Annotated in this window: 19 protein-coding genes; 10 read left to right on the top strand and 9 right to left on the bottom strand. The window is 70.0% G+C overall.

Going from position 1 to position 20,447, the window contains the following annotated elements; translation table 11 throughout:
* Positions 1 to 242: 242 nt before the first annotated feature.
* The 6 genes from MKK75_RS05565 to cpaB all read right to left on the bottom strand — a co-directional run bounded on the left by MKK75_RS05565 (position 243) and on the right by cpaB (position 7,187).
* Positions 243 to 1,247, bottom strand: coding sequence for a type II secretion system F family protein (locus MKK75_RS05565; RefSeq protein ID WP_244041629.1), 1,005 nt, complete (start codon positions 1,245 to 1,247; stop codon positions 243 to 245).
* A 4-nt stretch (positions 1,248 to 1,251) separates the two neighbouring features.
* On the bottom strand, positions 1,252 to 2,691 hold the full coding sequence (locus MKK75_RS05560) for a CpaF family protein (protein WP_244041628.1): 1,440 nt from the start codon (positions 2,689 to 2,691) through the stop codon (positions 1,252 to 1,254).
* A gap of 30 nt (positions 2,692 to 2,721) precedes the next feature.
* Positions 2,722 to 3,999, bottom strand: a complete 1,278-nt coding sequence (locus MKK75_RS05555) for a CpaE family protein (RefSeq protein WP_244041627.1) — start codon at positions 3,997 to 3,999, stop codon at positions 2,722 to 2,724.
* A 67-nt stretch (positions 4,000 to 4,066) separates the two neighbouring features.
* The gene (locus tag MKK75_RS05550; protein ID WP_244041626.1) at positions 4,067 to 4,825 is read right to left on the bottom strand and encodes a CpaD family pilus assembly protein; all 759 of its coding nucleotides are present in this window, start codon (positions 4,823 to 4,825) and stop codon (positions 4,067 to 4,069) included.
* Positions 4,826 to 4,845: 20 nt separating this feature from the next.
* Positions 4,846 to 6,390 carry a type II and III secretion system protein family protein gene (locus MKK75_RS05545; RefSeq protein WP_244041700.1) on the bottom strand — a complete coding sequence of 515 codons (1,545 nt, stop codon included), beginning with the start codon at positions 6,388 to 6,390 and terminating at the stop codon, positions 4,846 to 4,848.
* A 5-nt stretch (positions 6,391 to 6,395) separates the two neighbouring features.
* Positions 6,396 to 7,187 (bottom strand): Flp pilus assembly protein CpaB, encoded by a 792-nt coding sequence (gene cpaB, locus MKK75_RS05540; protein WP_244041625.1) that lies wholly within the window; start codon positions 7,185 to 7,187, stop codon positions 6,396 to 6,398.
* 321 nt (positions 7,188 to 7,508) lie between these two features.
* On the opposite strand from cpaB, the gene MKK75_RS05535 reads away from it, so the two are divergent.
* Positions 7,509 to 8,693 carry an ABC transporter substrate-binding protein gene (locus MKK75_RS05535; protein WP_244041699.1) on the top strand — a complete coding sequence of 395 codons (1,185 nt, stop codon included), beginning with the start codon at positions 7,509 to 7,511 and terminating at the stop codon, positions 8,691 to 8,693.
* Between the two features lie 291 nt (positions 8,694 to 8,984).
* Here the strand turns inward: MKK75_RS05535 and MKK75_RS05530 are convergent, their stop codons facing one another.
* The 3 genes from MKK75_RS05530 to MKK75_RS05520 form a co-directional block, all read right to left on the bottom strand.
* Positions 8,985 to 9,248 (bottom strand): type II toxin-antitoxin system RelB/DinJ family antitoxin, encoded by a 264-nt coding sequence (locus MKK75_RS05530; RefSeq protein ID WP_244041624.1) that lies wholly within the window; start codon positions 9,246 to 9,248, stop codon positions 8,985 to 8,987.
* A gap of 82 nt (positions 9,249 to 9,330) precedes the next feature.
* Positions 9,331 to 10,494, bottom strand: a complete 1,164-nt coding sequence (locus tag MKK75_RS05525; RefSeq protein WP_244041623.1) for an iron-containing alcohol dehydrogenase — start codon at positions 10,492 to 10,494, stop codon at positions 9,331 to 9,333.
* 51 nt (positions 10,495 to 10,545) lie between these two features.
* Positions 10,546 to 11,490, bottom strand: coding sequence for a LysR family transcriptional regulator (locus tag MKK75_RS05520; protein WP_244041622.1), 945 nt, complete (start codon positions 11,488 to 11,490; stop codon positions 10,546 to 10,548).
* A 111-nt stretch (positions 11,491 to 11,601) separates the two neighbouring features.
* On the opposite strand from MKK75_RS05520, the gene MKK75_RS05515 reads away from it, so the two are divergent.
* From MKK75_RS05515 to MKK75_RS05475, 9 genes are all read left to right on the top strand, one after another.
* Positions 11,602 to 13,098 carry a CoA-acylating methylmalonate-semialdehyde dehydrogenase gene (locus tag MKK75_RS05515; protein ID WP_244041621.1) on the top strand — a complete coding sequence of 499 codons (1,497 nt, stop codon included), beginning with the start codon at positions 11,602 to 11,604 and terminating at the stop codon, positions 13,096 to 13,098.
* 196 nt (positions 13,099 to 13,294) lie between these two features.
* On the top strand, positions 13,295 to 14,440 hold the full coding sequence (locus MKK75_RS05510; RefSeq protein ID WP_244041620.1) for an isobutyryl-CoA dehydrogenase: 1,146 nt from the start codon (positions 13,295 to 13,297) through the stop codon (positions 14,438 to 14,440).
* Positions 14,437 to 15,498 carry an enoyl-CoA hydratase/isomerase family protein gene (locus MKK75_RS05505; RefSeq protein ID WP_244041619.1) on the top strand — a complete coding sequence of 354 codons (1,062 nt, stop codon included), beginning with the start codon at positions 14,437 to 14,439 and terminating at the stop codon, positions 15,496 to 15,498. Before MKK75_RS05510 ends, MKK75_RS05505 begins: the two co-directional genes overlap by 4 nt.
* 291 nt (positions 15,499 to 15,789) lie before the next feature.
* The gene (mmsB, locus tag MKK75_RS05500) at positions 15,790 to 16,683 is read left to right on the top strand and encodes a 3-hydroxyisobutyrate dehydrogenase (RefSeq protein WP_244041618.1); all 894 of its coding nucleotides are present in this window, start codon (positions 15,790 to 15,792) and stop codon (positions 16,681 to 16,683) included.
* Positions 16,680 to 17,459 carry an enoyl-CoA hydratase gene (locus tag MKK75_RS05495; RefSeq protein WP_244041617.1) on the top strand — a complete coding sequence of 260 codons (780 nt, stop codon included), beginning with the start codon at positions 16,680 to 16,682 and terminating at the stop codon, positions 17,457 to 17,459. The genes mmsB and MKK75_RS05495 overlap by 4 nt, the downstream gene beginning before the upstream one ends.
* A 14-nt stretch (positions 17,460 to 17,473) precedes the next feature.
* Complete coding sequence (locus MKK75_RS05490) at positions 17,474 to 17,908, top strand: hypothetical protein (protein ID WP_244041616.1); 435 nt, start codon at positions 17,474 to 17,476, stop codon at positions 17,906 to 17,908.
* A 43-nt stretch (positions 17,909 to 17,951) separates the two neighbouring features.
* The gene (locus MKK75_RS05485) at positions 17,952 to 19,685 is read left to right on the top strand and encodes an AMP-binding protein (protein ID WP_244041615.1); all 1,734 of its coding nucleotides are present in this window, start codon (positions 17,952 to 17,954) and stop codon (positions 19,683 to 19,685) included.
* A gap of 69 nt (positions 19,686 to 19,754) precedes the next feature.
* Entirely contained in the window at positions 19,755 to 19,991 is a 237-nt protein-coding gene (locus MKK75_RS05480) for a hypothetical protein (RefSeq protein WP_244041614.1), read from the top strand.
* A gap of 187 nt (positions 19,992 to 20,178) precedes the next feature.
* A partial coding sequence (locus MKK75_RS05475; RefSeq protein WP_244041613.1) for a transglutaminase-like cysteine peptidase occupies positions 20,179 to 20,447 on the top strand: 269 nt, incomplete at its 3' end.

Below are 20,447 nucleotides of genomic sequence, written 5' to 3'. Positions count from 1 at the left end.
GGGTCGGCCTTACGGCCTGCGTGGCGAGGAATATCCTGCGACTCGGTGCATCCCAATCCTTGCCCTCATCCTGAGGTGCCGGAGCGCAGCGGAGGCCTCGAAGGAGCCATCCAGCCAGCCGGGCGATCCCTGGAGCCCTCCTTCGAGGCCCGCTGACGCGGGCACCTCAGGATGAGGGTGGGGATGGGAGATCCACCGATCGTGAACGTTCTCCGAGGGACAGGGTGGCGTCAAACAGGCTGTCAGAAGTCGAAGGCGATCATCTTCTTGATGGTGAAGACGCCGATCGACATCCAGATCGCGGCGCCGACGAGCGCGATCTTGCCGATATCGGTCGTCCAGAGCAGCGAGATGTAGTCGGGGCTCGTCAGGGTGGTGATCCCCGCGACCCCGAAGGGCAGGCATGCGATGATCGAGGCCGAGGCCTTGGCCTCCATGCTCATCGCCTGGATCTTGCCGCGCATCTTGGCCCGGTCGCGCAACACCGTGGAGAGGTTGTTCAGCGCCTCCGACAGGTTGCCGCCCGACTGCTGCTGGATGTTGATCACGATCACGAAGAAGTTGACCTCGGGCGTCGGCACCCGGTCGAACAGGCGCGTCACCGCCTCGCCGAGCGACAGGCCGAGCGCCTGGGTCTCCACCACGGTCCTGAACTCGCTGCGGACCGGTTCCTCGGCCTCGCGGGAGACCATGCGGAAGCAATCCCCGACCGGGATGCCGGTGCGGATGCCCCGCACCACCACGTCGACGGCGTTGGGCAGTTCCTTGTTGAATTTGGCGATCCGCTTGAGCCGCATGCGGCGCAGCAGCCAGGCCGGCAGGCCGAAGCCCCCCGCGAAGGCGGCGCCGAGCCCCGCGATCGGGCTTTCGGTGATCGTGAAGAGCAGCAGCCCGGCGACCACGGCGCTGACGGCCGAGGCCATGTAGAAGGTCCGCTTCGTCCAATCGAGGCCCGCGCGGGCGAGCTTCAGCTCCACGGTCGCCTTGGAGGCGCCCTTGGCCTTCGCCTCGATCTCGCTCAGCGTCTTGGCGACCTGCTCGCGGCGGTTGACCTGCACGCCGCGCAGGGCCGCCCCGGTCGGCGAGACGCCGATCGCCTTCAGGCGTTTGTTCGCCCGGCGCTCGCCGTCGAGCAGGGGCAGGACCGCCACGTAGGCGATGGCCGCCACCGCGATGCCGATCAGGCCCGCGACGACCGGCAGGTTCGAAGCGCCGATGGCGGCGAGGTTCGGCGAGAGGCCCGGCATGCGCTCAGCTCCGGTCGACGACTTCGGCAGCGTCGAGCGCCTCGCCGAGCCTTCGCTCCAGGCCGTAGTAGCGGGCGCGCTCCCAGAATTTCGGCCGGCCGATGCCCGTCGAGCGGTGCCGCCCGACCAGCTTGCCGTTCGCGTCCTCCCCGACGATGTCGTAGAGGAAGATATCCTGGGTGGTGATGACGTCGCCCTCCATGCCGAGCACCTCGGTGATGTGGGTGATCCGCCGCGAGCCGTCGCGCAGGCGCATGGCTTGGATCACCACGTCGATCGAGCCGCAGATCATCTCGCGCAGCGTCCGGGACGGCAGGGTGAAGCCGCCCATCGAGATCATCGATTCGATACGCGACAGGCACTCGCGCGGGCTGTTGGCGTGGAGCGTGCCCATCGAGCCGTCGTGGCCGGTGTTCATCGCCTGGAGCAGGTCGAAGGCCTCCGGCCCGCGCACCTCGCCGACGATGATCCGCTCGGGCCGCATGCGCAGGCAGTTCTTCACGAGGTCGCGCATGGTGACCTGCCCCTGGCCCTCCATGTTGGGCGGGCGCGTCTCCAGGCGGACCACGTGGGGCTGCTGGAGCTGGAGTTCCGCCGCGTCCTCGCAGGTGATCACCCGCTCGTCGAGTTCGATGAAGGCGGTGAGGCAGTTGAGCAGCGTGGTCTTGCCCGAGCCCGTGCCGCCCGAGATCACCACGTTGCAGCGCGACTGGCCGATGATCTTCAGCACCTCCGCGCCCTCGGGCGAGATCGCCCCGAAGCGGACGAGCTGCTCCAGGGTGAGCTTGTCCTTCTTGAACTTACGGATGGTGAGCGCCGGGCCGTCGATGGCGAGCGGCGGCGCGATCACGTTGACGCGGGACCCGTCCGGCAGGCGCGCGTCGCAGATCGGCGAGGCGTCGTCGACGCGCCGGCCGACTTGGCTGACGATCCGCTGACAGATGTTCATCAACTGCTGATTGTCGCGGAACCGGACGCTTGTGAGCTGGATCTTGCCGTTGACCTCGATGAAGGTCCGGTTGGCGCCGTTGACCATGATGTCGGCGATGTCGTCGCGGGCGAGAAGGGGCTCCAGCGGGCCGTAGCCCAGTACGTCGTTACAGATGTCGTCGAGCAACTCCTCTTGCTCGGCGATCGACAGGACGATGTTCTTGAGCCCGATGATCTCCGTGACGATATCGCGGATCTCCTCGCGCGCCGTCTCGGCGTCGAGGCGGGAAAGCTGGGTGAGATCGATCGCCTCGATCAGGGCGCCGAAGATCAGGCTCTTGGTGCGATAATAGTCCTCGGACCGCACGGTCTCGACCACCACGGGGGTGGTCGGCTCCGGCCGCCGGGGCGCGGGTGCGGCGTCGCGCGGGGACAGGGCCGGCGGCGGGGCAGCCTGGGTCTTCTGGAGCGGCGCGGGGGCGGCCGCGCCGCCGATCTGGCGTCTACCGAACATGGGCCGGCTCCGGGGCGCGGTCGGGCCACATCACGAGGCCTTTCCGCCGGCGAGCTTAATGCCGCCGAGCTTCGTGCCGGCGAACTTCGCGAGCAGCGGCTCCAGCAGGCTCCCGCGACCGCTGCGCCGGGTCTCCGGGCGTCCGAGGGTCAGGGCGGCGAGGTCGTTGAACAGCTCCGCCACCTTCGAGCCGGCCTGGATCTCGGCGACCATCTGGCCGTTGTTGGCGGCGGTGCCGAACAGAGCGGGCTCGAACGGGATCGTCAGCGCGACCGGAGCCTCCAGGGTCTTGGCGAATTCGGGCGTGCCGATCTCGGGGCGCTTCGGCACGCCGACGCCGTTGAGCAGGATCCGCGGCGGCGCGTCGTTCGGGCGCCCGTGCTTGAGCGCGCCGAGGATGTTCTTGGCGTTGCGCAGGCTGGCGAGGTCGGGCCCTGCGACGATCAGGATCTCGTCGGCCGCCGTGAGGACGCGCTTCGACCACGCGTTCCACTGGTGCGGCACGTCGAGCACGACGCAGGGCACGCTCGCCCGCAGGTACTCGATCAGGGCGTCGAAGGCCGGCTCCGACAGGTCGATCGTGCGGTCGAGGCTCGCGGGCGCCGAGAGCAGGCTCAGGGTGTCGCTGCACTTCGACAGCAGCCGCTCGACCAGGGCCGAATCCAGCCGCTCGGGGGCGAACACCGCCTCGGCGATGCCCTGGGGCGGGTCCTGGTTGAAGTTCAGCGAAGCGGTGCCGAAGGCGATGTCGAGATCGGCGATCACCGTCTGGACGCCCTGGCTGCGGGCCACCGACCACGCGAAATTGTGCGCCACCGTCGAGGCGCCGATGCCGCCCTTCACGCCGTAGACCGCCACCGTCCGACCCACCGGCTTCACGCCCGGGGCCGTGAACAGGTCGGAGATCGCCGCGATCAGGGTCAGTGGATCGACCGGCGCCATCAGATAGTCGGACACCCCGCGCTGGATCAACTGGCGATAGAGGATCACGTCGTTGAGGTGTCCGATCACGAGGACGCGGGTGCCCTCGTCGCAGACCTCGGCCAGGGCGTCGAGGCACTCGACCGGCTTCGAGCGCGGGCCCTGCGTCTCGATCAGGACGACGTTGGGCGTCGGCGCGTGGCGGTAGGCCTCGATGGCGGCGGCGCCGCCACCCATCCGGACCTTGACCTGCGCCTTCTGCATGCGCCGGTCGAGGGCCGCCCCCTCGATCATCGCGGCGGTCTCGCTGGTCTCGCAGAACGCCTGGATGGTGATCCGGGGCACCGGGGCAATCGTGCGCTCGGCTGTCTCGGACAGGTCGGCCATGACGGCACTTTCAGGTTCGCGTTCGGGGTGCGGCGTCGGGTTAGATGAGGCTGACCGGGCGGCCAGCCTATTGGGCGACCTGCGATTTCACGTCGGTCTGCCCATCTTGCCGCCATGTGGTTGATGGATCCTTGCCTTCGCGCAACTGGCCAATGTCCCGGACCCGCTTGACCGTGTCGATGCGGCCCTCGGGCCGTCCGCGCACGAGGTCGACGGGGTCCGCGACCTGGGCGGCCACGGTCGATTGCGTGGCGCAGCCGAGGTTCCACATCGGACGATTGCTGTAATCGAGCGCGAAGTTGCTGGTCCCGGTGTCCTGGGGCCAGAGCCCGCAGGCATCGGACACCTTCGCCTGCATGCGCTGGAAGCTCAGCCGGATCGGCGCGGCGAGGCTCGGGGCCGCCACGGCGTAGGCGCTGACCGCGATCTCGCGGGGGCCGACGCGATCCTGCCCGGCCAGCCGGGTGAGGGCAGCCGCGGTGCGCTCGGCGGCCGCAGCCTGGGCCGGCGGCCCGCCGCGGGGGACCTCCATCAAGAGGATTCCACGCCCGTAGCGGCGGTATTCCAGCAGGAAGGCGTCGATATCGGCGCTCTGGCGGGGATCGAGATGGCCGACGCCCGTCGGGAACACGTCGAGGCTGCGGGTGCCGTCGGTCAGGACGATCGGGTGCCGGGCGCGGTAATCCGAGACCTCGATCGACCCGGTGGTGGCGGTCGGATGGCTGTTGCAGCCGGCCGCCAGCGCCCCGAGCGCGCAGGCGGCGACCAGGGGGGCGAGGCGGCTTTGGCGGGCCGTCGGCCGGGCAGGCGGGTGGCGTCCGATCATGGATCCGATCCTGGAAGGCGCTACTCGACGATGAAGCCGACGCGGCCGCGATAGCTCTGTCCGAGCGGGGCCGCGCCGGTGGGGGCGACCTTGCCGTACAGGCGGTTGATCTGGCCGAGCAGCACCGCCTGGCCGTCGGTGGCGTCGACGAAGTTGTCGTCGGGCCGGCTGACCTGCTTCGGCTCCATCGCCCGGGCGATGTAGGGGGTGACCATGATCATCAGCTCGGTCTCCATGCGCTGGTAGTCCCGGGAGCGGAACAGGGCGCCGAGGATCGGCAGGTTGATCAGGCCGGGCAGGCCGGAGATCGCCTGCTTGTTCACCTGCTGGATCAGGCCGGCGGTCATCATCACGCCGCCGGACGGCAATTCGACCGTGGTCTCCGAGCGGCGGACCCGCGTGCCCGGGATGGCGGTGGTGACGCCGTCGTTGGTGTAGTTGAAGCTGGTCTGGGGATCGATCTCGGTCACGTCGGTGGCGACGCGGATCGAGATGCGGTTGTCGGCCAGCACCACCGGCGTGAAGCTCAGGGCGACACCGTAGGGCTTGAAGGTGATGCCGGGGGCCGAGCACAGGCCGCCGACGCAGCTCGACGCCGCCGAGGGCACCGGGAACTCGCCGCCGGCCAGGAACTTGGCGGCCTCGCCGGAGATCGCCGTCAGCGTCGGCTCCGCGAGCACCCGGGAGACCCCCGCCTGCTCGAAGGCCTTCAGGGTCGCCTGGAGCGAGAAGCCCCCGGCCTTCACCGAGGCCTGGATCTGGTTGCCGGTGGGCGTCGTCCCGCCGGTGATCGGGAAGGGCAGCTGGTTGTTCAGCGAAGGGATGTTGGATGCGTTGCCGAGCGGATTCAGGGCCGACCAGTTGCCGTTCAGGTTGATGCCGAACTGCTTCAGGACGTTGCGCGACACCTCCACCACGGTGACGCGCAGCATCACCTGATCCTTGTTGCGGATGGAGAGGTTGTTGATCACCGTGCCCCGGGCGCCGGCCGCGACGCCGCCGCTCGGCGCGCCCGATGCCGCACCCGAGGTCCCCAGCCCGACGAAGGCGTTGGCGATGTCGATCGCCTGCTGGGCATCCGCCGAGGAATTGACCGAGCCCGACAGCAGGACCGAGGCCCCGGAGGAGCGCACGTCGAACCGCCCGCCCGGGATGCTCTGGTTGAGCAGTTCGCGGAGGGTGCCGAGGTTGAGGTCGCGGGCCACCGTCACGTCGAGGGCGGCGATCTGGCGGCCCTCGGCATCCATGATGAAGATCGAGGTCGCGCCGTCGGCCATGCCGATCACGAAGACCTTCCGGGTGGAGCGGACCACGGCGTTGGCGACCGCCGGGTTGGCCACGAACACCTCCTTGGCGTCCCGCGGCAGGTCCACGATCACCGAGCGTCCGGCGGTCAGCTCGACGCGGCGGGTCGAGGCCGCCTCCGCGGCGCCGACCGTCAGGACCGGCGCCGGGCCGTGGATCGGCCGCTCCTGCGCGGCGGCCGGGTTGGCCAGGGTGGCGAGGAGGGCGAGCAGGCCGGCCGAGCGACAGGCTTGGCGGGCGAGGGGCAGCGGAGCGATCATGGCGGTCACGGCGTCTGCTGCCGCGCGACGCCGAAGCGCACGACGGTCAATTCGGAATCGGGCGTCTCCGCCGGGGGCGGCTCAGTGGGCTGCCCGGCATCGGCGAGGCTGCGCAGCGACAGCGACAGCACGCCGTCCCGTCCGGCGAGGGTCAGGACCTCGGCTTGGGCGGGGGTGACCGCCAGCGTCGCGGTCTCTCCGGTCACGACGTTGGTGCCGTTCTTCTCCTGGATCAACTGGCCGATCGCCAGGACGCGGATGTCGGTCAGGATCGTCTCCGAGAGCTGCACGTCGCGGTTGTCGGTCCGTCTGGTCTTGTGGAAGGTGCGGATCACATCGACGCGGTCGTTGGGCAGGATGAAGCCGCCGGCGGAGTTGGTGCCGCGGCTGTCGGTGGTGATCGCGACCGCGCGCTGACCCGCCGGCAGGATCGCCGCCATGAAGCCGCTCTCGGGACGCACGAGCTTCTGTGCGCGGATCGGCTCGCCGGCGAGGAAGCCCGAGCGCGCGGAGGCGCCGACGGTGTCCTCCAGCCCCTTGGGGTTGGCCTTGCGGGTCACGAATCCGGAATTGACGGCATTGTCCGGCCAGGGCTGCCAGCGCAGATCCGCCGGGCGCAGCACTTGGCCCATGGGCATGTCGGCGGCGGCCACCAGCACGTCGGTCGTCGGCATCGGCGGCGCCTCGACCTTCATCGGCGTCGGAGGCGGGGTCGGATCGCCGCCGCTCATCAGGAAGGCCGCCCCGCTGCCCGCCGCGAGGGCGATGCCGAGGACGGCGAGACGGGCTGGTTTCATCGCATGGCCACGCGCCGGAGACGGCCGAATTGCCGCCCATGTCCGGAATTTGCGCGGGGATTCGTGTAATTATGGTTAAGGTTTAATAACCCCGGTACCTAGACGGTCCGGAAACGGACATCGGGTCGAACATCCGTCACAACCGGCGCGATCCTTCAGCAACCGGTGCAGCGTGGCCGTGGCCGGCCACCCCCGCGTGATCTATCTTGCATTTTGAATCGCCCCGGAAGCGGGCGCCCGGACGAATCGGGGGGAGACATGATCAGGATATTCGGCGGTGCGGTGCTGGCGGCGGCGCTGGCGGGGACGACGCTCGGGGCGATGACCGGCGGGGCCGCCGCCCAGGGCGGCGCGGGCGCGTTCTCGGGCAACGCGGTGCGGATCGGCATCCTCAACGACCAGTCCGGCCTCTACGCCGAGTATGGCGGTCAGGGCTCGGTCGAGGCGGCCCGCATGGCGGTGGAGGACATGGGCGGCAAGATCGGCAGCACGCCGATCGAGGTCCTGACGGCCGATCACCAGAACAAGCCCGACATCGCCTCGGCGATCGCCCGGCAGTGGTACGACCGCGACGGCGTCGACGCGATCATGGAGCTGACCACCTCCTCGGTCGCACTGGCGGTCCAGGGCCTGTCCAAGGAGAAGAAGAAGATCACCATCACCACGGGGGCGGCGACCAGCGACCTCACCGGCAAGGCCTGCACGCCCTACGGCTACCATTGGGCCTTCGATACGCGGGCGCTGGCGGTGGGCACCGGCGGCGCGCTGACCCGGGCGGGCGGCAACACGTGGTTCTTCCTCACGGCCGACTACGCCTTCGGCTCGGCCCTGGAGGCCGACACCAGCAAGGTGGTGATCGCCAACGGCGGCAAGGTGGTGGGCAGCGTCCGGCACCCGCTCTCGAACCAGGATTTCTCCTCGTTCCTGCTTCAGGCGCAGGGCTCGAAGGCCAAGGTGATCGGGCTTGCCAATGCCGGGCTCGACACCTCGAACGCGATCAAGCAGGCGGCCGAGTACGGCATCGTCGAGGGCGGCCAGAAGCTCGCCGCGCTGCTGTTCACCCTCTCGGAGGTGCACGGGCTCGGCCTGAAGGTGGCCCAGGGCCTGACGCTCACCGAGGGCTGGTACTGGGACGCCAACGACGAGACCCGCGCCTTCGGCCAGCGCTACATGAAGCGCACCGGCCGGATGCCCAACATGATCCAGGCCGGCACCTACTCGGCGGTCCTGTCCTACTTGAAGGCCGTGAAGGCGGCCGGCACCGACGAGACCGACGCGGTCAACGCCAAGCTCAAGGCGCTGCCGGTGGACGACGTTTTCGCCCATGGCGGGGTCGTGCAGTCGGACGGCCTCATGGTGCACGACATGTACCTGTTCGAGGTCAAGAAGCCGGCCGAATCGAAGGGCGAGTGGGACCTTTACAAGTTGATCTCGACCATCCCCGGCAAGGAGGCCTTCGCGTCGCCCACCGAGAGCGGCTGCCCGCTGACGGCGGCGGCGAAGTAGGGCTGCAGGCTATCCGAAGACTTCGCTGTGCGCGCCGTACCAAGTGTCGAGGCTACGCTCGGATCAGGCGGTGGCGCATAGCGGCACAGAGAGGCCAGTTCGACAGCGTCGATCCAATTCTCATCCTCATCCTGAGGTGCCGGAGCGCAGCGCAGGCCTCGAAGGAGCCCTCCAGAACACACTGCGACCCCTGGAGTCCTCCTTCGAGGCCCGCTGACGCGGTCACCTCAGGATGAGGCTGAGGGTTGGGTATCCATTCGCTTGAAGCCCCGCCTGAACTGGGTCGACCGTTCAATCGTCCGCATGCAAGTCGGCCATCAGGGCATCGACGTCGGCGAAGCGTTTGCCCTGCCCGGCATCGAGTTCCGCGATGGCCTCGCGCGTCGTCGCGTTCGGCACCTTCACGGTGAACGGAAGGCGCTGCTCATCCGCGATCTGTACCATCAGAAGCCTGATCGCGTCCGAGATCGAGAGGCCCATCGATTCGAGGGCCTTGGCCGCACGGTCCTTCGTGGCAGCGTCGATGCGGGCCCGAACAACCGTATCGGTCGCCATGGCTTTCAGCTCCTGTTGTAGCCTCGATGTAGCTACGCACCGCGCGGATTGCCAGCCTCCGCAGCCCTGGCTTCCCCCGGGTTCACCCCGCCCAAACCCGCCGATAGAGCGCCACGATCTCCTCGGCGCTGGGCTCGACCGGGTTGTTGGCGGGCGATCCGGAGGCCAGCGCCTGGGCCGCCATGGTGGGGAGAAGCGCCTCCCAGCGGGCCGGGTCGATCCCGTATTCCTTGGGGCCGGGCACGTCGAGGTCGTCGTTGAGCGCCTCGAGTTCGGCCACCAGAGCGGCGGTGGCGGATCGGTCGTCGGTCTCCGGCTTGGCGACTCCGATCGCCCGGGCGCAGGCGGCGTAGCGGTCGATGGCGGCGGGCGCCGAGAACGCCGTGACCGCCGGCAGCAGCATCGCGTTCGAGAGCCCGTGCGCCACGTGGAAATGCGCGCCGATCGGCCGGCTCATCCCGTGCACCAGCGCCACCGAGGCGTTCGAGAAGGCGATCCCGGCCTGGGTCGCGCCGAGCATCATCGCCTCGCGGGCCGCCCGGTCGCCGGGATCGGTCCAGACCCGGCGCAGGTTCGGGGCGATCAGCCGCATCGCCTGGAGCGCCAGCCCATCCGCGAACAGGTTGGACTTTCGCGAGACGTAGGCCTCGATGGCGTGGGTCAGCGCGTCGATGCCGGTATCGGCGGTGAGCCGCTTGGGCTTGGTCAGCGTCAGCTCGTAATCGACCAGGGCCGCCACCGGCAGGTAGGCGAGCCCGATGCACAGCATCTTCTCGTCGGAGGCTTCGTCGGTGACGATGGTGAAGCGCGTCGCCTCGGAGCCGGTGCCCGCGGTGGTGGGGATCGCCACGACCGGCAGACCGGGCTCGTCCTGCTGGCGCGGCGCCTTGTAGTCGCGCATGTGGCCGCCATGGCGGGCGAGCACCGCCACCGCCTTCGCCGTATCCATCGGGCTGCCGCCGCCGAAGCCGACCACGCAGTCGAAATCCCCGGCCTGAAGCGCGGCGAGCGCCGCCTCCACGGAGGCCACGGTCGGGTCGGGCACCGTGTCGGCGAACACGGTCGCGCGCGTGCCCGCGCTCGACAGCCGTTCGAGCAGCTTCTCCACCCGGCCGCTGCCGGCGAGGTAGGGGTCGGTCACCACGAAGGGGCGCGACAGGCCGAGCTGGGCCAGCACCTCCGGCAGGAGCCGCGAGGCGCCGGCGCCGACGCGCATCAGCCGGGGCAGGGCGATCGAGGCGACCATGGTTTATCCTCCCGCCCGGTGCCTGTGCTGATCGTCCGGGCTCACGCGATCTTACGGTGCCGCCCCATTCTGGGAAACCGCCGGCGCCGACAGCGCCGGCCCGGCGAACAGCGCTCCGGCCGCCTCCACCTCGGCGGCGATGAAGCTCGCCACGGCGCGGATATGGGTCGCCTTCCGGTGGTCCTCGTGGATGTGCATGTGGAACGCGCGCGTCAGCGAGACCCGTCCGGGCAGCACCGGCACCAGCCCGGGATGGGCCGCCGCGATGAAGGCCGGCAGGACGCACAGGCCCGCCCCGGCGCGCGTGGCGTGGACCTGCGCCAGGAGATTGGTCGAGCGCAGACGGGCGCTGAGCGGAGGCCCCAGGGCCCCCAGGTAGTTCAGCTCGCGCGAGAACAGCATGTCCTCGATGTAGCCGACGAAGGGATGGGCGGAGAGATCCGCGACGTCGACGATCGGCGCTGCCGCGGCGCAGTAGGATTCGGCGGCGTAGACGAACAGCCGGTAATCGGTCAGCCGGCGGGCCACCACCCGGGCCTGCTGCGGGGCGGACAGGCCGATCACGATGTCGGCCTCGCGCTTGGACAGGCTGAAGATCCGGGCGGTGGCCATGATCTCCACCTCCAGCCCCGGATGCCGCGCCGTCAGGCGGTGCATGCGCGGGGCGAGGAACACGCTGCCGAACCCGTCCGGCGCGCCGATCCGCACCGTGCCGGAGACCGTCTGGGCGGTCCCCGTGGCGGCGCTCGCCGAGAGGAACGCGCTCTCCATGGCCTCGGCGACGCCGAGCAGGTTCGCCCCGTCCTCGGTGAGCGCGTAGCCCAGGTTGCTGCGGTGGAACAACCGGGCGGCGAGGACCTCCTCCAGGGCGCGGATCCGTCGGCCGATCGTGGTGTGCTCGGTTCCGAGCCGCGCGGCCGCGGCGGTCAGGGTTCCGGTCCGTGCTACCGCCAGGAAGTAGCGGAGATCATCCCAGTTGGGCCCAGCCCGGACCATGGCCGCATTCCCGCTGTGCATCGATGCACAGCGGCTGTAAGCGCATCCGGCTTTATCGCTCAAGCGATCCTGTTAGATTGGATCAAAATCACATCTCACAGGGAGGCGCGCATGCGCACGATCGGGCATTACATCGGCGGCCGGAACGTCGGCGGCGAGAGCGGGCGGTTCGCCGACGTGTTCCACCCCTCGACCGGCGAGGTCCAGGCCAAGGTGGCGCTCGCCAGCAAGGCCGAGATGCGCGCCGCCATCGAGAACGCCGCGGCGGCCCAGCCGGCTTGGGCGGCCACCAACCCGCAGAAGCGCGCCCGGGTGATGATGCGCTTCCTCGAACTGATCCGCGCCGAGAACGATTCGCTCGCCGAGCTGCTGGCCTCCGAGCACGGCAAGACCGTGCCGGACGCCAAGGGCGACATCCAGCGCGGCGTCGAGGTGGTGGAGTTCGCCTGCGGCATCCCGCACCTGCTCAAGGGCGAGTACACGGAAGGCGCCGGCCCCGGCATCGACGTCTACTCCCTGCGCCAGCCGCTCGGCGTCGTCGCCGGCATCACGCCGTTTAACTTCCCGGCGATGATCCCCCTGTGGAAATGCGCCCCGGCCATCGCCTGCGGCAACGCCTTCATCCTGAAGCCGTCCGAGCGCGATCCGAGCGTGCCGATCCGCATCGCCGAGATCTTCTTGGAGGCCGGCCTGCCGCCCGGGATCCTGAATGTCGTGAACGGCGACAAGGAAGCCGTGGATGCCATCCTCGACGACGAGGACATCAAGGCGGTGGGCTTTGTCGGCTCCTCGCACATCGCCGAGTACATCTACGTGCGCTCGGCCCAGACGGGGAAGCGCGCCCAGTGCTTCGGTGGCGCCAAGAACCACATGATCATCATGCCGGACGCCGATATGGGCCAGGCCGTCGACGCGCTGATCGGCGCCGGCTACGGCTCGGCCGGCGAGCGCTGCATGGCGATCTCGGTGGCGGTGCCGGTGGGCGAGAAGACCGCCGACCGGCTGATGGAGCGGCTGATCCCGCGGGTCGAGTCGCTCAAGATCGGCCCGTCGCATGACGGCTCGGCCGATTATGGCCCCCTGGTCACCGCCGAGGCCGTGCAGAAGGTCGCGAGCTACATCGACAAGGGCGTGGCCGAGGGGGCGCAGCTCGCCGTCGATGGGCGCGGGTTCAAGCTCCAGGGCTACGAGAACGGCTTCTACATGGGCGGCTCGCTGTTCGACCGCGTGACGCCCGACATGACCATCTACAAGGAAGAGATCTTCGGCCCCGTGCTCTCGGTGGTGCGGGCCAAGGATTACGAGGAGGCTTTGGCGCTGCCTTCGACCCACCAGTACGGCAACGGCGTCGCGATCTTCACCCAGGACGGCGACGCGGCTCGGGACTTCACCGCCCGGGTGAACGTCGGCATGGTCGGCGTCAACGTGCCGATCCCGGTCCCGATCGCCTACCACACCTTCGGCGGCTGGAAGCGCTCGGGCTTCGGCGACCTGAACCAGCACGGGCCGGACTCGATCCGATTTTACACCAAGACCAAGACCGTGACCCAGCGCTGGCCGAGCGGCATCAAGAGCGGGGCGGAGTTTTCCATCCCGACGATGCGCTGAACCAAAACCCTCCCCCTCTGCGGGGGAGGGGGCCCTGCGCATGCAGGGCGGGAGAGGGGCAGCGCGACGCTGGGGGGTTCGGCGCCAGTCTAGACCTTTCCGGGAGCGTCGCTCCCCTCTCCCGACCCCCTTCGGGGGCCACCCTCCCCCGCAATGGGGGGAGGGAGCACCCGTCTGAACTGTCGGAGTATCGCCCATGCGTTTCGGGCTCGACGAGGACCGCACCGCGATCCGCGAGATGGCCCTCGGCTTCGCGGCCGAGCACATCGCGCCGCACGCCCTCGACTGGGACCGGGACAAGACCTTCCCGGTCGCGACCCTGCGGGCGGCGGCCGCCCTCGGCATGGCGGGCATCTACGTCCGCGAGGATGTCGGTGGGTCGGGGCTTTCGCGTCTTGACGCGACCCTGATCTTCGAGGCGCTGAGCACCGGCTGCCCGACCGTGGCGGCGTTCCTGTCGATCCACAACATGTGCGCCTGGATGATCGACGCCTATGGCGACGAGGCGCAACGCCAACGCTGGCTCCCGTCGCTCATGGGGATGGAGCGGATCGCCAGCTACTGCCTGACCGAGCCGGGCTCGGGCTCCGACGCCGCGGCGCTCCGCACCCGCGCCGTGCGCGAGGGCGACCACTACGTGCTCAGCGGCGAGAAGCAGTTCATCTCGGGCGCCGGCGCCAGCGACCTCTATGTCTGCATGGTCCGCACCGGCGAGGCCGGCCCGGCGGGGATCTCGGCGATCGTGGTCGAGAAGGGCACGCCCGGCCTGTCCTTCGGGGCCGACGAGCGCAAGATGGGCTGGAACGCCCAGCCGACCCGCGCGGTGCGCTTCGACGGCTGCCGGGTGCCGGTGGCGAATCGCCTCGGCGCCGAGGGTCAGGGCTTCCGGATCGCCATGAGCGGCCTCGACGGCGGCCGGCTCAACATCGCCGCCTGCTCGCTCGGCGGCGCGCAGGCGGCCCTCGACAAGGCCCTCGCCTACATGGGCGACCGCCGCGCCTTCGGGGCTAAGCTCACCGACTTCCAGGCGCTGCAGTTCCGCCTGGCCGACATGGCGACCAGCCTGGAGGTGTCCCGCACCTTCCTGCGCCACGCCGCCTCGGCGCTCGACGCCAAGGACCCGGGAGCGACGCAGCTCTGCGCCATGGCCAAGCGACACGTCACCGATGCGGCCTTCGCAGTGGCGAACGACGCGCTGCAACTGCACGGCGGCTACGGCTACCTCGCCGAGTACGGCGTCGAGAAGATCGTCCGGGATCTGCGCGTCCACCAGATCCTGGAGGGCACCAACGAGATCATGCGGATGATCATCGCCCGCGCGCTGACCGGGGGCCGCCGATGAGCGACGTGATCGTCGAGCGGGTGGGCGCCCTCGGGCGCCTGCGGCTCAACCGGCCGAAGGCCCTGAATGCCCTGACCCACGGGATGGTCGGCGCGATCGACCGGGCGCTCGACCGGTTTTCCGCCGATCCCGGCATCGCCGTCGTGCTGCTGACCGGCGAGGGCGAGCGCGGCCTCTGCGCCGGCGGCGACCTGCGCACCCTGTACGAGAGCACCGACACGGTCGCGGCCGAAAATTTCTGGCGGGACGAATATCGCCTCGACGTGCGCATCGCCCAGTTCGAAAAGCCGTTCGTGGCGGTGATGGACGGCATCACCATGGGCGGCGGCGTCGGCCTCGCCGGGCACGCCGCCCACCGGATCGTCACCGAGCGCTCCCGGGTCGCCATGCCGGAAACCGGCATCGGCTACTTTCCGGATGTCGGCGGCACGTGGCTGCTGCCCCGCGCCCCGGGCGAAATCGGGACCTATCTCGGCCTCACCGGCGAGCCGGTCGGCGCCCCCGATGCGATCTTTTGCGGGTTTGCCGACGCGCTGGTGCCCTCCGCGGCGCTGCCCGACCTGATCGACGCCCTTGCGGCGCTCCCGCCGGATGCCGGCGAGGCGGGCGTGCGGGCTGTGATTGCGCGGCTGGCGCAGGATCCAGGCTCCGCGCCCCTGGCCGCGCATCGGGACGTGATCGACCGCTGCTTCGCCTTCGACATGGTCGACGAGATCCTGGCGGCCCTCGACGCCGACGGCTCGAATTTCGCGGTGGCCACGCGAAAAACCCTGCTGACCAAGGCGCCGACGAGCCTCGTCCTGACGCTCTGCCTGCTGCGCCTCGGCCGCGCTTCCCCCAACCTGGAGGCCTGCCTGGAGCGCGAGTTCCATGGCTCGCTGGCGGTCCTGGCGGAGGGCGATCTGCGCGAGGGCATCCGCGCCGCGGTGATCGACAAGGACAAGAGCCCGCGCTGGAACCCCGCGACCCTCGACGCGGTCGATCCGGGGCGGATCGCCCGCTGGCTGGAGAAGCGGGCGGAGCCGGTCTTTCCGGAGTCGCGCACGGGGGCGGTGTGACGGGGGCGGTGTGATGGAGCGGCGCCTGATCCCATCCGCGCTTTCCCTCTCCCCTCTGCGGGGGAGGGTGGCCCCCGGAGGGGGGTCGGAGAGGCAGCGCGACGGTGCAGGATGAAGCGTAGCCCTCCATGAAGCTCATGCGTCTTCCTGAAACCGGGTTCCCCTCTCCCGACCCCTGCTGACGCTGGGGCCACCCGCCCCCGCAGAGGGGGGAGGGCGCGTGGGGATCCGGTCTGCCCTCAAGATGAGGGCGCGGGTGGGACAGGCGATCAACAACGCAGGGAGGATTGGATGGCACAGACCATCGGGTTCATCGGTCTCGGCAACATGGGCGGGCCGATGGCGGCCAACCTCGTGAAGGCGGGCCATACGGTGCGCGGGTTCGATCTGGCGCCGGCCTCGCTGGAGGCCGCTCGCGGCGCCGGCGTCGCGGTGGCGGGCTCGGCGCTGGAATCGGTCGCGGGCGCGGATACCGTCATCACCATGCTGCCCGCGGGCCGGCACGTGGTCGAGGTCTGGACGCAGCTCGCCGAGGCCCTGCCGGCCGGCACGCTGCTGATCGATTCCTCCACCATCGACGTCGAGAGCGCCCGCAAGGCTCACGCCCTCGCGGAGGCGCGCGGCTGCCTATCGGTGGATGCGCCGGTCTCGGGCGGGACCGGCGGCGCGAAGGCCGGGACGCTGACCTTCATGGCCGGCGGCGCCGCGGCGGCCTTCGCCAGGGCCGAGCCGCTGCTCAAGGCCATGGGCAAGAACGTGTTCCATTGCGGCGATGCCGGGGCCGGGCAGGCGGCCAAGATCTGCAACAACATGATCCTCGGCATCTCGATGATCGGCGTTTGCGAGGCCTTCGCGCTGGGGGAAAAACTCGGCCTGTCGCATCAGGCGCTCTACGACGTGGCCTCGGTCTCCTCGGGCCAGTGCTGGTCGCTCACCACCTACTGCCCGGTGCCGGGTCCGGTGCCGACCTCGCCGGCCAATACCGGCTACAGGCCGGGCTTCGCCGCCGCGCTGATGCTCAAGGACCTCCGGCTCGCCCAGGCCGCGGCCCTCGCCTCCGGCGCCGCGACGCCGCTCGGCGCCGAGGCCGCGCAGATCTACGGCCTGTTCGAGGGCGCCGGCCACGGGGGCGAGGACTTTTCCGCGATCATCCGTATGCTGCGCGGGCAGGGAGGCGAGTCGTGAGCGAGTCGTACGAGACGATCCTGACCGAGACGCGCGGCCGCGTCCGGCTGATCACGCTCAACCGGCCGAAGGCGCTCAACGCCATCAACCTCCAGCTCACCCGGGAGGTGATCCGGGCGGCGACCGACGCGGATGCCGATCCGGCGATCGGCTGCCTCGTGCTCACCGGCTCGGCCAAGGCCTTCGCGGCGGGCGCCGACATCAAGGAGATGCAGCACGCCACCTATGCCGAGATGTATGCGGGCGACCGGTTCGGCGACTGGGAGCGGTTCGTGGCCGTGCGCAAGCCGATCATCGCCGCGGTGGCGGGCTACGCGCTCGGCGGCGGCTGCGAGCTCGCCATGATGTGCGACATCATCCTGGCGGCCGACACGGCGCAGTTCGGCCAGCCGGAGATCAAGCTCGGGGTGATGCCGGGGATCGGCGGCAGCCAGCGGCTGACCCGGTTCGTCGGCAAGGCCAAGGCCATGGAGATGTGCCTCACCGGCCGGATGATGGACGCCGCCGAGGCCGAGCGGTCCGGCCTCGTCTCCCGGGTGATCGCCGCCGACCAACTCCTCGACGAGGCCATGAAGGCGGCCGAGACGATCGCGTCGATGTCGCTGCCGATCGCCATGATGACCAAGGAGGCGGTCAACCGCTCCTACGAGACGACGCTCGCCGAGGGCATCCGCTTCGAGCGGCGGGTGTTCCATGCGATGTTCGCCACCAGGGACCAGAAGGAGGGCATGGCCGCCTTCGTGGAGAAGCGGCCGCCCCGGTTCGAGAACACCTGAACGGGGAGCCGGCGATGGATGTCCTGGACCATGACGAAACCCGGTTCGAGATGGACTTCCCGCGCGCGATCGTCGCCCAGAAGGCGCGGGGCCGCGAGGAGACCATCAACGAGCACCTCGTGAAGCTGCTGGCCTTCGACGTGGCGTCGGAGACGCGGGCGGTCTGGCGGAAGGAACTGGCGCGCCACTTCCGCTTCCCGGCAGCCTTGCGGGTCAAGCCGGGCGCGAGCCCGATCCCGGCCCGGGACTGGTGGACATGGCTTTATGCCGATCCGTTCGAACACAACGAAGCCGGCTACACGGCTGGCCTGATCGCGCTGGACGCCGACGATTTCACCCGCAACGGGAGCAGCGTCGGGGCGATCGCCGGGCAGATCCGTGACTTCCACGCCGCCCTGGTCCAGCGCCTCGGGCGCGGCGAGGCCTGTGCGGGTCTGATCCCGGCCTGAAGAAGCCGGGCAGGACAGGCAACCAAGACGAGGGGGGACGATCATGCCGAGCTTCCGCGAGGCCCGCGATCTGCTGCTGGCCCAGCGCACCGATTACGCCGCCGCCGTCGCGGCCTTCACGTGGCCCGAGCCGGTGCCGTTCAACTGGGCACTCGACTGGTTCGACGCCGTGCTGGCCGGCCCCGAGAGCCGCGACCGCGCGGCGCTCCGGATCGTCGAGGCCGGCAGCGGCGCCGAGCAGAGTTTTTCATTCGGTGACCTCGCCCGGCGCTCCAATCAGGTGGCCAACCACCTGCGGCAGCTCGGCTTGAGGCGCGGTGACCACCTGCTCCTGCTGCTCGGCAACGTCCCGGCCCTGTGGGAGACCATGCTGGCGGCGATGAAGCTCGGCGCCGTGGTCATCCCGGCGACCACTTTGCTCACCGGCGACGAACTCGCCGACCGCCTCGCCCGCGGGCGCCCCCGGGCGATCGTGGCCGGGCCGGAGCAGATCGCGCGCTTCGCCGGTCTCGACACGGGTGGCGCAATCCGCCTCGTCACCGGCGCCGCGCAGGAGGGCTGGGGCGCCTACGACGACGCCTCCGGCGCCTCCGAGAGCGTCACGCCGGACGGGGCGACCGGGGCCGACGACCCGCTGCTCCTCTACTTCACCTCCGGCACCACGGCGAAGCCGAAGCTCGTGCGCCACAGCCACCGTTCCTACCCGGTCGGGGCGCTCTCGACCATGTACTGGCTCGGGCTCCAGCCCGGCGACATCCACTGCAACGTCTCCTCGCCGGGCTGGGCCAAGCACGCGTGGTCGTCGTTCTTCGCGCCCTGGAACGCCGGCGCGACCATCCTGGTGATCAATCAGGCGCCGTTCAACGCCGCCGCCCTTCTGTCTCAGCTGGAGCGCACCGGCGCCACAACGCTCTGCGCGCCGCCCACCGTCTGGCGCATGATCATCCAGGAGGATCTGACGGGGCGGAACCTCGCGCTGCGTGAGGTCTGCGCGGCCGGGGAGCCCTTGAACCCCGAGGTGATCGAGCGCGTGAGGACTGCCTGGGGCCTGACGATCCGCGACGGCTACGGCCAGACCGAGACCACGGCGCTCATGGCCAACACGCCGGGCCAGCCGGTGATGCCCGGTGCCCTCGGCCGGCCGTTGCCGGGCTACCGGGTGCGCGTGCTCGACGGCGACGGCCAGCCGGCCGCCGAGGGCGAGGTCTGCCTGGAACTCGGCGTGCATCGCCCCGCCGGCCTGATGCAGGGCTACGACGACGGCCAGGGCCACCTCTCGGGCGCCGACGGCGACCTCTACCGCACCGGCGATGTGGCCTTCGTGGACGGGGAGGGCTGCTTCACCTTCGTGGGCCGGGCCGACGACGTGTTCAAATCCTCCGGCTACCGGATCAGCCCGTTCGAACTGGAGAGCGTGCTCATCGAGCACCCGGCGGTGGCGGAAGCCGCAGTGGTGCCGATCCCGGACCCGATGCGCCACACGATCCCGAAGGCCTACGTGTCGCTGGTGGCGGGCGCCTCCGCGGGACCCGAGACGGCCCTCGACATCTTCCGCTTCACCAACGCGCGGCTCGCGACCTTCAAGCGCCTGCGCGGGCTCGAATTCGTCACCGAGCTGCCCAAGACGATCTCGGGCAAGATCCGCCGGGTTCAGCTGCGCCGCCTGGAACATGCGGGCATCACCGAGGATCCGCATCGCGGCCGGGCCTACACGCAGGCAGATTTTCCGGAGTTGAAGGGCGAGGCGGAGCGCAGGCTCGACCAGACAGCGGGGTGAGGCCGCCCTTGCCGTCGCATGGCGCAGCGCTCAGACCATGAGGATCGGATTGCTTGAGGATCCGGGCCGATGGCCGAGACCTTTACGCCGGACTCGCTCGATCTCGCTGAGCCGATCACACGGGTTCTCCGTGTGATGGACGAGCCACACAAATTCGTCGCCGAGCAACAGACGTTGATGGCCGAGGCAGCAAAGCTGGAGCGGGATCGGGCACTCGCCCCTTGGCGGGTCGCCCTGGCCGGCATGACCGCTGGTGCTGCCTTCTTCGGAGCCGGCTTCGCCTATGTGAAGCTCCTGGGGCCTTGAACGAAGCCTCAAGGTTTCCGCTTCCCAAAACCGAACCCGCGGATTTGCCAAGCTTCCCAAGCCACCCGTCGACGCTGTCGCGCATGACCCGAGGCCCGGCGGCGAATCGATAAAATTGCGCGCATCGCCTTCAGCGCCGCGGAGGCTCTGCGGCGCAATCCTGGCTTCGGCAACGGGGACGGGTTCGATGGGCGCGGGGGTTCTCAGGACGGTTCGGGGGGCGCTGGCGGGAGCCGCGGTGCTGCTCGGTCTCGCCGCCGCGGCCGAGGCCCAGACGCTCGCCAGCCTGCCCACGGAGACGGGCACCACGGTCCTGGGCGAGGCGAAGCCGATCGCGGCGTGGGTGACGTTCTGCCAGAGCTACGCGGCCGAGTGCGGGGTCGACCGCACGGAGCCCGCGCGCATCAGCCTGACGCCGGCCATCTGGGCGACGATCGTGTCGGTCAACCGCCGGGT

The sequence above is a fragment of the Methylobacterium sp. J-030 genome, from assembly GCF_022829545.1.
GTDB lineage: Bacteria > Pseudomonadota > Alphaproteobacteria > Rhizobiales > Beijerinckiaceae > Methylobacterium.
This window is presented reverse-complemented; position numbering and strand designations above follow the sequence as displayed.